Annotated in this window: 11 protein-coding genes and 1 tRNA gene; 8 read left to right on the forward strand and 4 right to left on the reverse strand. The window is 65.4% G+C overall.

Annotated elements, in window-relative coordinates:
- Nucleotides 1–50: 50 nt before the first annotated feature.
- The 3 genes from U6115_RS15760 to U6115_RS15770 all read right to left on the reverse strand — a co-directional run bounded on the left by U6115_RS15760 (nt 51) and on the right by U6115_RS15770 (nt 3,324).
- Nucleotides 51–1,343, reverse strand: a complete 1,293-nt coding sequence (locus U6115_RS15760) for an L-cysteine desulfidase family protein (RefSeq protein WP_043577646.1) — start codon at nt 1,341–1,343, stop codon at nt 51–53.
- Nucleotides 1,344–1,466: 123 nt separating this feature from the next.
- Entirely contained in the window at nt 1,467–2,675 is a 1,209-nt protein-coding gene (locus U6115_RS15765; protein ID WP_230623407.1) for an MFS transporter, read from the reverse strand.
- A 46-nt stretch (nt 2,676–2,721) separates the two neighbouring features.
- On the reverse strand, nt 2,722–3,324 hold the full coding sequence (locus U6115_RS15770; protein ID WP_043577649.1) for a phosphatase PAP2 family protein: 603 nt from the start codon (nt 3,322–3,324) through the stop codon (nt 2,722–2,724).
- A gap of 260 nt (nt 3,325–3,584) precedes the next feature.
- Here U6115_RS15770 and U6115_RS15775 point away from each other — a divergent pair, with 260 nt between their 5' ends.
- From U6115_RS15775 to U6115_RS15810, 8 genes are read left to right on the forward strand one after another with little or no spacing between them, the layout of a single operon-like run.
- Nucleotides 3,585–5,591 carry a hypothetical protein gene (locus U6115_RS15775; protein WP_043577651.1) on the forward strand — a complete coding sequence of 669 codons (2,007 nt, stop codon included), beginning with the start codon at nt 3,585–3,587 and terminating at the stop codon, nt 5,589–5,591.
- 10 nt (nt 5,592–5,601) lie between these two features.
- Nucleotides 5,602–6,714: a ferritin-like domain-containing protein gene (locus U6115_RS15780; protein WP_052258172.1), complete on the forward strand. Its 1,113-nt coding sequence runs from the start codon at nt 5,602–5,604 to the stop codon at nt 6,712–6,714.
- Nucleotides 6,715–6,752: 38 nt separating this feature from the next.
- Nucleotides 6,753–7,967 (forward strand): 3-dehydroquinate synthase, encoded by a 1,215-nt coding sequence (locus tag U6115_RS15785; protein WP_047243572.1) that lies wholly within the window; start codon nt 6,753–6,755, stop codon nt 7,965–7,967.
- Nucleotides 7,964–9,178 carry a metabolite traffic protein EboE gene (eboE, locus tag U6115_RS15790; RefSeq protein ID WP_052258173.1) on the forward strand — a complete coding sequence of 405 codons (1,215 nt, stop codon included), beginning with the start codon at nt 7,964–7,966 and terminating at the stop codon, nt 9,176–9,178. The genes U6115_RS15785 and eboE overlap by 4 nt, the downstream gene beginning before the upstream one ends.
- The gene (locus U6115_RS15795) at nt 9,175–10,026 is read left to right on the forward strand and encodes a UbiA family prenyltransferase (RefSeq protein WP_043577653.1); all 852 of its coding nucleotides are present in this window, start codon (nt 9,175–9,177) and stop codon (nt 10,024–10,026) included. Before eboE ends, U6115_RS15795 begins: the two co-directional genes overlap by 4 nt.
- Nucleotides 10,027–10,052: 26 nt before the next feature.
- Entirely contained in the window at nt 10,053–10,742 is a 690-nt protein-coding gene (locus U6115_RS15800) for an EboA domain-containing protein (RefSeq protein ID WP_052258174.1), read from the forward strand.
- A complete protein-coding gene (locus U6115_RS15805; RefSeq protein WP_043577656.1) occupies nt 10,729–11,622 on the forward strand; it encodes a TatD family hydrolase in 894 nt (297 codons plus the stop codon). The genes U6115_RS15800 and U6115_RS15805 overlap by 14 nt, the downstream gene beginning before the upstream one ends.
- Before the next feature lie 8 nt (nt 11,623–11,630).
- Nucleotides 11,631–13,049 carry an alkaline phosphatase family protein gene (locus tag U6115_RS15810; protein ID WP_047236807.1) on the forward strand — a complete coding sequence of 473 codons (1,419 nt, stop codon included), beginning with the start codon at nt 11,631–11,633 and terminating at the stop codon, nt 13,047–13,049.
- Between the two features lie 46 nt (nt 13,050–13,095).
- Here the strand turns inward: U6115_RS15810 and U6115_RS15815 are convergent.
- Nucleotides 13,096–13,171: transfer RNA gene (locus U6115_RS15815), tRNA-Asn, on the reverse strand.
- Nucleotides 13,172–13,233: the final 62 nt, after the last annotated feature.

A 13,233-nucleotide genomic window follows, 5' to 3' on the forward strand; every position in this document is an offset into this window, starting at 1 on the left:
AAGAAAAAAGCCCGGCGCTGCCGGGCTTGTCGCATCGTGGTGAACCGCGCTCAGCGCTTGTCCATCATGATCTGCAGGATCTGGGTGTCAGTCTGCGCCATGCCCTGGGTAGCCAGCTTGCCCAGGTTGGCGATGGATACGTCGACATCATGGGCGACGATGCCCTCGTTGCCGGTGACGCGGGTGCCGTCCAGCGCCATCAGCACAGCCTTGAAGCCGGAACCGGCCGAGGTGGAGACCTTCATCGCGCAGCTGTTGGACGCGCCGTCGCAGATCATGCCGGCCAGGTCGCCGATCATGCTGGAAATCGCCATGCTGACCGCCGGATAACCGCCGTTCAACAACAGGGCCATGCCGGCCGCCGCGCCCATAGACGCGGTGGTGACCGCGCACAACGCCGATAGCTTGGGCAAACGGGTATGGATGTAGACGGCGATCAGGTGCGACAGCGCCAGCGCGCGGATCAGCGTTTCTTGGTCGGCCTTGACATGCTCGGCCACCACCACCACCGGCATCGTCGCGGCGATGCCCTGGTTGCCGGAGCCGGAATTGCTCATCGCCGGCAGCGTGGCGCCGCCCATCCGCGCGTCGGACGCGGCGGTGGTGCGGGTGAGGATGTTGGACAGCAGGCCCTCAGACAGCAGCCCGGCCTCGATCTGCCGCTGCAGCGTGGCGCCGATGTGCAGGCCGTACTTGCCGCTCATGCCTTCGTCGGCCAGCGCGCTGTTCAGCACCGCCGCGTCGTGGATGAAGGCGATGCTGTCCAGCGGCGCGCGCAGCGCGAACTCATAGACGTCGCGCGCGGTGGCGTCGCCCAGCTCGTAGCTTTCCACCGGCTTGGCGTCGGCGGCTTCGCGCTTCAGCTTCACCTCGCCGTTGCGCTCGATCCTGATCACATTGGTGTGGGCGTCGGCGATGGCGACGCGGGCGCACTCGTCGCCGTGCCAGACACAGGCTTCGGCGTACAGGATGTTGGGCACCGCCGCCACGCCCAGCTTCACTTTGCCGTCGGCCAGCATCTGCTTGCCGGCGGCCACCTGCTCGACGGTCAGGCTCTTCAACACTTCCAGCTTGCCGTCCGGGTCGCCGCCCAGCGCGCCGACCGCGGCGGCGATAGGCAGGCCGACGGTGCCGGTGCCGGGCACAGTCACGCCCATGCCGTTCTTCATCAGGTTGGCCGATACCCAGGCGTCGATGCGCTCCGGCGGCTTGCCCAGCTCGCGCGTCGCCAGCGCGGCGGCCAGCGCCAGCGAAATCGGCTCGGTACAGCCCAGGGCCGGCACCACTTCCTGTTTCAGGGCCTTGACGAACTCCGGCCACAACCTAACTTCACGTTCAGACATGCTCACTCCGCCGACACATAACAAATTGATATAAGCAAATAACTTTACATTTACTTTACCACCAACTCGCCAGCCTGTGTGCTTAAAAAACAGGCAATCTGCGCACAGTCAAGACACCATCTGTCAGAACTGTCGCAGCGGACGCAAAACCAGGCCAAGCAGCCACGCCGCCGCCGCGAATACCGCGCCGCCATGGAAAGTCGCCGCCGCGCCCCATTCTTGCCACAAGGCGCCGGCCACCACGCTGGCCAGCAAGGTCGCCAGGCCGCAGACCAGATTGAACAGGCCGAATGCCGATCCGGCCAGGCCCGCCGGCGCGGTCTGCGCCACCAGCGCCGATAGCAAACCCTGGCTGCAGCCCAGATGCAGGCCCCACAACAGCGCGCCGGCCAGCAACAGCGCCGGACCCGAGGCCGCGCCCAAAGCCAGGTCCGCCGCGATCAGCAACAGCAGCGACAACTGCAGCAGCCGCGCGCGGCTGACGCGGTCCGACAGCCAGCCCAAGGGGTAAGCGCTGAGCGCGTAGCTGGCCGACATCGCCACCATCACCAGCGGCGCCCAAGCCAGCGGCAAGCCCAACTGGGCGCCGCGCAGCACCAGGAAGGCCTCGCTGAAGCGCGCCAGCGTGAACACCGCGCCCAGCGCGGTTATGCCCCAGAAACCTGCGGAAAATCGCGACAGCGCCGCCCGGTTGAGCATGGGCGCGCGCTCTCTTTTCTCGCCATGTTCCGCCGGCTCCCGCACCCACAGCCAAATGGCGGCCACCGCCAGCAAAGCCGGCGGCAACGACCACCACAGCGCGCTGCGGATGTCGTCGCGGTAAACAAACATCAGCGCGATCGCCAGCAGCGGGCCCAGCACCGCGCCGACGGTGTCCATGCTCTGGCGCAGGCCGAAGGCCGCGCCGCGGATGGCCGGCGGCGTGATGTCGGCGATCAGCGCGTCGCGCGGCGCGCCGCGCACGCCCTTGCCGACGCGGTCGACAAAGCGCGCGAACAGCACGGTGGAGGCGGAGTCGGCAAGAGGGAAAAGCGGCTTGGAGAAAGCCGCCAGGCCGTAGCCCAGCAAGACCAGCGGCTTGCGTTTGCCCAGCCAGTCGCTGAGCGCGCCGGAGAACACCTTGCAGATCAGCGCGGTGGCCTCGGCCACGCCCTCGATCAGGCCGATGGCCAGCACGGGCACGCCCAGGGTGCCGGCCAGAAACAGCGGCAGCAGGCTATGGGCCAGCTCGGACGACACGTCCATCAGCAGGCTGACGCAGCCCAGCACCCAGACGCCGCGCGGGATAGCCGCACGGCCAGCGACGGACAACAGAGAGGAAGATTGCGGCACGAAAGCTCCCGGCGACATCATTGGCCGCCGGAAGCGACGGGCGCGCTTAGCGCCTGATCAGGCCGGCGGCGATCGGTTTGGCCAACAACTGGCGGTACAAGGATTCCAGCGTTTCGGTCAGGGCCGTCCCGCGGCGCGACCACAACGGCGACAGGCTAGCGTACCAGAAGATGGACACCAGCAAGGCGCCCAGCATGTCGAGCGGGAAGTGCACGCCGAGAAATACCCGCGCCCAGGCGACGGCGATGCCGGCCAGGCTCAGCAGCCAGCCCCAGCCGCGCGCCGGGCTGAAACACCAGCATAAGGCCATCACGGCGAAGATGGTGCCGTGATTGCTGGGAAAGGACGGCGTGGCGTCGTGCAGCAGGAAGGTATTGCCGATCGGCATCGCGAACGGGCGCGGATGCGGCCAGGCCAGGCCGATCAACCAGTTGCCCAGCAGGGCGACCAGCGTCAGCAGGCAGGATTTCAACACGGTATCGCGCAGCGCGGGCCGGCCCCACAGCCAGATGGCCGCCAGGAACACCGGCAGCAGCAGCATCACGTCCTTGGCGACGAGGGTGGCCGCCTTGATGGCCAGCGGGGAGGTTTCGGGGGTGGCGTTGATCAGCAGGAACAGGGATTGATTCAGGGATTCGAGAAAAGCCATTCGTATGCAAACCTGCCGGGCTTGCCCGCCCGGCGCCGTGGTAGTCAAAGGGATGACATCTTAGGGCTAATCCGCCGATCTTGGTTCCCGCCGCAACAAAAATACCAATGACATCAAACAGCCCACCCACCGCTTACACTATGGGCTATCCCAATTCAACCTGCACCAAAGTACAGCCTAGCAAATTTGCATGTCATGATTTGCGGCTCCTATTCTGGCTAGAGGCCGTAGCCAACCGCAGTGCCCTCCCAGGAGCCGACATGAGCTATCTCGACGCGCCGCGCATCAATTTCACCGGTGTATTCCAGGCAGACCCCTCCACCGTCAACAACGACGTCCGCTACTACGACAACGAAGCCTTCCGCCCCGAATATCAGCGTCAGCACTACCCGGATGGCGGCCCGGAAGGCGCCGAAGGCTACTGGAATCCGGAAGGCACCGGCATTTTCCGTTTCATAGAATGCAAGATCACCGGCGCCCAGCTGGGCGACCGGCTGCTCACCTGTCCGGAGGAGGATCCGGTGATCGGTCTGCGCGTGGAGAACGCCGACCAGCAGCCGCCGGGCAAGATAGTCGACCTCGACCCGCAGATGCAGTACGTCTCGCAACTATGGGGCGTGCAAGTGCGGCTGGCCAGCCCGACCGAGCGCGCGCTCTTCTGCGGCGACCTGCTGCCGGTGCCCCTGATGAACCTCTGGCAACGCCAGCTCAACGCACAAAGCCGTTGGGAGCAGCCGATGGCCGCCAACTACCAGTCCATCCTGCACGACGTCGACTGGAGCGGCTGCGCCGACTCCGCCGTGCTGCTGGCCTTGAAGGAAGCCAGCGAACAAGGTTGCCTGTCGATCAACTTCAACCTGTACGGCTACACCCGCGACAACACCAGCCAACGCTTCACCATGGGCCTGGTCAGCGGCAGCATCGGCCCCTACCACCGCGACGAGCCCAAGCACTTCGTGCTGGGCCGCCACCTGACCACCCCCTTGCAACCCACCACGCCCAATGGCGCCCCCTTCCCGACCCAGCCGCTGGGAGGCGTGTACGGTTTTCAATGCGTCAACCGTCCCGAGCAGCAAACCCTCTATGCGGATTTCGGCCTGGCCCTGCCGATCACCGACGCCACCGGCCAGTTGCACAATATCGGCACCCTGACGCTGGCGCTGGCGCGACTGGATGACGACACCGACCACATCCCATCCCTCGTGAAATCCTCAGAGTTTGTCCCATTGGGCACCGTCGACTACCTGCAAGAAGGCTGGTACACCCGCACGGCGGGCATCCAGGGTTTCTGTTACGCGGCCGGCGAAAGCGACAACCAGGCGACACTGGAAAACAAGCAATACATCGCCGCCTATCTGGGACAAACGCCGCTGCTGCTGCTGGGCCCCCAACAAAGCAGCGGCAAATACCCGGTGCTGACTTACGAAGCCATCGACGGCCAGTACGCGCGGGCCGACGGCCACGTGTTCCGGCTGAATCCCGACGCGCCGCAGCAGGTGGATTTCTATGCCAGCCAGTTCGGCAAGCCGCTGGCCACCAAGCTGCATGTCTGGCAATTGCCGCCCGGCAATCCCAACAGCAACCCGATGGGCGGCACCGGCATGTCGAACAATTCGCTGACCCCGCCGGTGGATACCCCGCATGTGGGCTTCCCCGAAGCCAATCTGCAGGTGCCCGAGCAACTGGAAACCGACTTCCACGGCAAGGGCTCGCTGACCATCTCCGCGTCGCCACCACTGGGCGAAACGCCGCGCGGCTATATCGACGGCCAGCTGTATGCGCTCAGCTACGGCTTCCAGCCGCCGCCGGACAGCTACGCCGGGAAAATGGCCACCGTTCCGGGCGGGCCGTACTGCGAATACTGGAATTTCGTCAGCCTGTTAGCCTTCAACAAGACGGCCATTCCCAAGCACCCCACCTGGGAACGGGATATCCGGCCCATCCTGCAGCAATACGGCAACCTGTATCCGATCATGAGCCGCCACCTGGTGGATCTGGGCAACTACGAATCGGTGCGCGCCCATCGCCACGCGCTGCTGCTGGCTTTCTCGCTGCCGCCGACCGACCCCAACTACATGCCGGTGTCGCGCGACCTGTCCGACGCCAACAGAGAGATGCTGCTCTCCTGGCTAAGCGCCATGGCGCCGAAGCAGGCGGAAACCACGCCGTCGGAACCCGAAATCGTCGAGATAGAGTTGCGGGAAAGCGCGATCCGCCAGCCGCGGCCCACCGCCTCCACATCCTTCCGCCAGAAAACGGCCAAGTAGAGGATCTGCCATGACCAAGCGCATACCCGCCTTCCAGATCGACAAAAAATTCATCCAGGGCCTGCTCAGCGCCACCACGCCGGCGCAATTGCATTTCTACCTGCAAAAGGCGATCGAACTGGAGCACAGCACCATCCCGCCCTATCTCACCGCCATGCTGTCGCTGAAACCAGGCCAAAACCGCGAAATCGGCAAACTGATCCACGGCATCGTGATGCAAGAGATGCTGCACATGACCATCTCCGCCAATATCCTGATCGCCATTGGCGGCCATCCGCGCATCAACACGCCGGACTTCATCCCGAATTACCCTGGCCCGCTGCCGATGGGCATCGCCGACGGCCTGATCGTCGGCATCGAAGCCTTCAGCCTCGACTTGACGCGCAAGACCTTCATGGGAATTGAAGAGCCGACCGACCCGATCCCGGTGCATGAAATGATCGGACTGTACGCAAAAGGCCAGGAACCGGAATTCCACACCATCGGCGAGTACTACGAAAGCATCAAGTACAAGCTGGACGAGTTGAGCGGCCAGTTGCAATTCGGCCAGTTGCCGCAGCAGGTGCTGAACTACTTCCCGCCCCAGGTGCTGTTCCCCATCATCGACGTGGACAGCGCCAAGAAGGCGATAGACGTGATCATCACCCAGGGCGAAGGCACCAGCGCCAGCCCCTATCAGAATCCGAACGCTCCGGAAAAACTGGAGGACCTGGCCCACTACTACAAATTCGAATCCATCGCCAACGGCCGCGAAATCACGCCCTGTCCCGACGGCAAAGGCTATTGCTTCGGCGGCAAGCCCATTCCTTTCAATCAGGACGGCGTGTGGCCGATGCCGCCCACGCCCAAACCGGAGGACTACCCGGAAAACAGCCAGGAGCGCACGCTGATCGAACGCTTCGCCTACAGCTACAGCAGCCTGCTCAACAGCCTGCACCGGGCCTTCAACGGCGAGCCTGGCCAGATGGACACGGCCATCGGCCTGATGTTCGACCTCAAGGTGCTGTCGGCCAGCCTGATGAACCCTTCAATGCTGCTTGGCTACGACAAGGGCCAGCCCAAGCCGCCGATCGGACTGAGTTTTGTCTACCGCGATGTGCAAAACGGCATGAGTTACAACTGAGCCCCCGCCAACCCTGCATTTCCGAAAGAAAGCGCCCTATGCCCGCACTGGACGACGGCTCGAAAACCAATGGCATTTCGCACGACTCGATCCGCCAACGCTTCAGCGTTTCCTACGAGTATCAGGTATGGTTCACCCGCAAGCTGCTGCAGCCGGACAACCCGACGCTGCGCGACGCCATCTGCCGGGAGGCGTCCCACATCCGGCACCGCTTCGTGGTGGTCATCGACCAGGGTGTGGCCCAGCATCACCCCAGCCTCGCGCAGGATTTCCAGCGCTACGCCGACCATCACCGCGACTGCCTGCAGTTGGCCGCCGCGCCGCGCGTGCTGCCCGGCGGCGAGGCGGTCAAGAACCATCCGGTCATGCTGGAGGCGCTGCAGCAGTGGCTGCATGACGAGCACATCGACCGCCACAGCTACGTTGTCATCGTCGGCGGCGGCGCGCTGCTGGACATGGCCGGCTTCGCCGCCGCCACCGCCCATCGCGGCATCCGCACCATCCGCGTTCCCACCACCGTGCTGTCGCAAAACGACTCCGGCGTCGGCGTCAAAACCGCCGTCAACGCCTTCGGCAGCAAGAATTTCCTCGGCTGTTTCGCCCCGCCTTACGCGGTGATCAACGATTACGACTTCATCGCCACCCTGCCGATGCGCGCGCGCATTTCCGGCATGGCCGAAGCGGTGAAGGTGGCCGCCATCCGCGACATCGCCTTCTTCAACTGGCTGGGGGAACACGCCGACGCGCTGCGCCGGGGCGATGACGATGCCTGCCAGTGGATGATACGCCGCTGCGCCGAATTGCATCTGCAGCACATCGCCGGCGCCGGCGACCCGTTCGAGTTCGGCAACGCCCGGCCGCTGGACTTCGGCCACTGGGCTGCGCACAAGCTGGAAGCCATGAGCCACTACCAGCTCAGCCATGGCGAAGCGGTGGCGATAGGCATGGCGTTGGACACCTGCTACGCGGCGCAGAGCGGGTTGCTGCCGCAACAAGCCGCCGCCCAGCTGTGCCTGCTGCTGGAGAAACTGGGCTTCACGCTGTGGACGCCGCTGCTGGAACAGCGCGACGGCCAAGGGCAGCTTCAGGTTCTGGCCGGCCTGGACGAGTTCCGCGAGCATCTGGGCGGCGAATTGACCGTCACTCTGCTGCAAAGGCTGGGACACGGGATAGAGGTCCACCAGATGGACAAATCGCTGCTGGCCAGCAGCATAAGCTGGCTCAGGCACGGCATGCCCGAGGCCTGCGCATGAGGCTGGCCACGACAGCCTCGCCGGCCATCGAGCTGGGCCACCTGTGCTATTGCACCAACATCCACCCCGCGGAAAGCTGGGACGAAACCCGCGCGGCGCTGGGCAAGCATCTGCCGGCGATCAAGGCCCAGGTCTCTCCGCTGCAACCGTTCGGCGTCGGGCTGCGGCTGTCGGCGCTGGCCGCGCGGCAATTGGAAACGCAAGCCGGCCTGCTGCCGGAATTCCTGCAGTTCCTGGCGCGCCACCAGCTGTATGTGTTCACGCTGAACGGTTTCCCCTATGGCCGCTTCCACGGCCCCGGCGCCAAGCGCCAGGTCTATCTGCCCGACTGGCGCCATCCGGAACGGCTGGAGTACAGCGACAGGCTGGCGCGGCTGCTCAGCCATCTGCTGCCCCCCGACATCGACGGCAGCATCAGCACGCTGCCCGGCGCGTACGCCGCCCATTTGCGGCAGCCTGATCAAGAATTGCCGCTGATCGCGGACAATCTGCTGCGGCATGCCGCCACTCTGCACCATCTGCACATGGAAAGCGGCCGCTGCATCCGCCTGGCGCTGGAGCCTGAGCCGGAATGCCTGCTGGAAACCACGCGCGACGCCATCCTTTTTTTCCAGCGGCATCTGCTGACAGCGTCCGCGCTGACGCGCCTGGCCAACTTATGCCACTGTCCGCCCGGCCATGCGGAAACCTTGCTGCGGCGCCATCTTGGCGTCTGCCTGGACTGCTGCCACGCCGCCGTGGAGTTCGAGGACATCGAATCCAGCCTGGACCAGCTGGCCGCCGCCGGCATCGCCTTGGTCAAACTGCAATTGAGCGCCGGCCTGAAGCTGGCCGATGTCCAGCCGGGCCACCAGGCGCAGCTGCAATCGTTCGCCGACGACCATTACCTGCACCAAGTCGTCCAGCGCACCCCCGCCGGGCTGCGGCGCTTCGACGATCTGCCGGCGGCCCTGTCCCAACTGGAGCAGGCGCAGGGCGCCGAATGGCGCATCCACTTCCATGTGCCGCTATGGGCGCAACAACTGGGAGACTTCTCCAGCACCCAGGACTGCGTGCGCCAGGTTCTGGCCAGGCACCGCCGGCAAAGCCTCACCAGCCACCTGGAAGTGGAAACCTACAGCTGGCACGTGCTGCCTCCCGGCTTTCGCGCCGGCAATCTCGATGACGCGATCTGCCAGGAGCTGTCATGGGTCAAGGAGCAACTGCAATGAGCGATTGGCGCGTTTTTCTGAAATTGGGTCGGGTATCCAACCTGCCGACGGTGTGGAGCAATGTCGCCGCCGGCGCCGTGCTGTCCGGCCAGCCGCCCTCCCCCCCCACGCTGCTGATCCTGCTGCTGGCATTGTCGCTGATCTACACCGCCGGCATGTTCCTCAATGACGCATTTGATCGCCGCATCGACCAGCTGGAGCGGCCCGAACGGCCCATTCCCTCCGGGCAGGTTTCCGCCGCCGCGGTGTTCGCGGCCGGCTTCGCCATGCTGGGCGCGGGCGTGCTGCTACTGGCAGCCATGGGCAGGCCGGCGCTGCTGGCCGGGCTGTTGCTGGCCGGCCTGGTCCTGCTGTACGACCTGCATCACAAGGGCAATGCCTTCAGTCCGCTGCTGATGGGCCTCTGCCGCGCGCTGGTCTACATCGCTGCCGCGCTGGCCGTGACCGGCGGCCAGCTGCCGCCGCCGGTCTGGCTGGGCGCCGGCGCGTTGCTCGCCTACCTGATCGGCCTCACCTACGCCGCCAAGCACGAACAAAGCGGCCGCATCCAACGCCTGCTCCCGCTGCTGGGCCTGGCCGCGCCGCTGCTGTACCTGCCGACGCAGCCGCCAAACTGGCTGCTGCTGCCAGGCCTGGCGCTATTTGTCGCCTGGGTGGGCCGCTGCGTATGGCTGGCGATGTTTCGCAACCAGCGCGACATCCGCGCCGCCGTCGGCGGCCTGATCGCCGGCATCTCGCTGGCCGACGCGCTGCTGATGGCATCGCACGGCATGGCAGCCTGGGCGCTGGCTGGCGCGCTCGCCTTCCTGCTCACCACCCAGTTCCAGCAACGCATCGCCGGCACCTGAACCGGCGCCAACCTGGAGAGCCTGCCATGCTGAAAAACCTGATCCAGCTGCACATCCGGCAATCGGCCGAACTCCCCGCCGCGCCGGCTGCGCGGCAATGGCTGGAACAACTCCCCGCCGCGCTGGCGGCGCTTCCGGATGCCGCCGCGCTGCAGCGGCTTTACAGCACCGCCGCCCGCAGCCTGCAGCCGCTGTCCCAGCTGCCCCGGCAACTGCAGCCGGAGCTGGAGCGCGCCGGCGCCATCGCGCCGCTGGATTGGCGGCCTGGCGACATCGGCCGGCTGCTGTTGCTGCTGTCCCTGCCAGAATCACGCGACGGGCAGGCGCATCCCTGCTTCGCGCGCCTGTATCGCGGCGGCGACGCCGGCGAACAGCAAAGCCTGTTGCGCGCGCTGCCGCTGCTGCCGGCGCCGGAGCGGCACCTACCCCTGGCCATTGACGCCTGCCGCAGCCACATCCAGGGCTGTTTCGAGGCCATCGCCTGCGAAAACGGCTACCCGGCGCGCTTCTTCCCCGAGCTCAACTTCAACCAGATGGTCCTGAAGGCGCTATTCACCCGCACGCCGCTGTCGCGCATCCACGGGCTGCGACACAGGCTGACCCCGCAGCTGCGCCGCATGGCGGCCGATCTGGCCAGCGAACGCCAAGCCACCCAGGCCGACATACCAGACGACGTATACCTGATCCTGAAAGGAAGCCGCCATGAAAATGTTTGATCCCCACATCCATATGAGCTCCCGCACCACCGACGACTACCAGGCGATGCGCCGCGAAGGCATACACGCCATCGTCGAACCCGCGTTCTGGATGGGACAGCCGCGCACCCACATCGGCACTTTCGAGGACTATTTCCTGTCCTTGCTCGGCTGGGAGCGGTTTCGCGCCAGCCAGTTCGGCATCCGCCATTTCTGCACGCTGGGACTCAACCCCAAGGAAACCAACAACCCGGACATCGCCGACGGCGTGATCGCGCTGTTGGACCGCTATCTGGACAAGGACGGCGTGGTGGCGGTGGGGGAAATCGGCTTCGACGACGAAACCGCGGCCGAGGAGCATTACTTCCAGCTGCAGTTGGAACTGGCGGTCAAGCACGAATTGCCAGTGCTGGTGCACACCCCGCACCGCGACAAGAAGGCCGGCACCATCCGCAGCCTGGCCCTGGTGCGCGACAGCGGCATCCCCGAAGAGCGGGTGCTGATCGACCACAACACCGAGGAAACCCTGCCACTGGTGCTGGACAGCGGCTGCTGGGCCGGCCACTCCATCTACCCCAACACCAAGATGAGCGAACCCAGGATGGTAGCGCTGGTGCAGCAATACGGCAGCGAACGCATCATCATCAACAGCGCCGCCGACTGGGGCATCAGCGATCCGCTCAAGGTGCCCAAGACCGTCGCGGCATTCCGCGCGGCCGGCATCGCCGAGCGCGACATCGAAACCATAGTCTGGCGCAATCCCATCCGCTTCTTCGCGCAAAGCGGCAAGCTGGACATCGCCGAAGCCGAAGCCAGCCTCGATGTGGACCAGCGCCAGCAATGGCAGGGCAACTCGGTGTTGCGCGGCCAGCAGCCGCAAGTCGACACCCTGGACCAATAGGCCGCGCCATGCCCCGCGCCATCGTGCTCAATGTCGTAGGACTGACGCCCAAACTGCTGCGCTTCGCCCCGGCGCTGCGCCAGTTGGCCGAGGACGGCTGCATGCGGCCCTTGGCCACCGTCACCCCCGCGCTGACCTGCCCGGCGCAAGCCACCTTCCTCACCGGCGCGCCGCCCAGGCAGCACGGCTGCGTCGCCAATGGCTGGTACTCGCGCGAATTGGCCGAGCCGTTGTTCTGGAAACAGAACAACGCGCTGATCCAGGGCGAGAAAATATGGCACGAGGCGCGCCGGCGCCATGCCGACTTCAGCTGCGCGCAGCTGTTCTGGTGGTACAACATGTACGCCGACGTGGAATGGAGCGTCACGCCGCGCCCGATCTACAAGGCCGATGGCCGCAAGATCCCCGATTTCTACAGCGCGCCCGCCGAACTGCACCAAGAATTGCGCGACCGGCTGGGCGATTTTCCGCTGTTCCATTTCTGGGGCCCCGCCAGCGACATCCGCTCCAGCCGCTGGATCGCCGATTGTGCGCTGCACCTGTATCGCAGCCGCCACCCGAAACTGACGCTGGTCTACCTGCCCCACCTGGACTACAGCCTGCAAAAGCTGGGGCCGGACCATCCGCAGATCGCCCGCGAAGTGGCGGCGGTGGACCAGCTGTGCGCAGAGCTGATAGCAGCCGCGCGCCGCGACGGCACGCGCATCCTGGCGCTGTCCGAATACGGCATCACCCAGGTGCGCGGTGACATCGCCATCAATCGGGCGCTGCGGCAGGCAGGCTGGCTGCAGGTCAGGGAAGAACAAGGCGAAGACAAGCTGGATTGCGGCGCGTCGGCGGCATTCGCGCTGGCCGACCATCAAGTCGCCCATGTCTATGTCCGCCGGCCGGAGCTGGTCGGGGAGGTCAAGGCGCTGCTGCAACAACTGGATGGCGTGGAGATGGTGCTGGACGAGGCCGGCAAGAAGCTGTACGGCCTCAATCACCCGCGCTCAGGCGAGCTGGTTGCCATCAGCCGGGCCGACCGCTGGTTCAGCTATTACTATTGGCTGGACGAAGCCAAGGCGCCGGACTTCGCGCGCACCGTCGACATCCACCGCAAGCCAGGCTACGACCCGGTGGAGTTGTTCCTCGACCCGCAGTTGGCTCTGCCCAAGCTGCGCATCGCCTGGACGCTGTTGAAGCGCAAGCTGGGACAGCGCAGCCTGCTGGAGGTGGTTTCGCTGGATGGCTCGCTGGTGAAAGGCTCGCACGGCAGGCCGACGGACTCTCCCGACGACGGCCCGCTGCTGATCAGCTCCGAAGCCGGCAGCCTGGCGGACGGCATGCTGCCCGCCTCCGCGGTGCGCGACATCATGCTGGCGCATCTCGATCCAAACCCGGCGCCGTCGCGCCAGGGCAACAGCGCGCCGGCCACCGCTGGTTGAAATGCAAAAAGCCCGCACTCGGAAGTGCGGGCTTTTCTTGATTCTTTGGCTCCCCGAGCAGGGCTCGAACCTGCGACCTGCGGATTAACAGTCCGTCGCTCTACCGACTGAGCTATCAGGGAACATCAGAGGAAAGAATTGTAGCTTTCCTTCTGATAACTGTCAACAATTCTGCTGGCGATCG

This window comes from Chromobacterium subtsugae, assembly GCF_035919665.1.
GTDB classification, from domain to species: Bacteria; Pseudomonadota; Gammaproteobacteria; order Burkholderiales; family Chromobacteriaceae; genus Chromobacterium; species Chromobacterium subtsugae.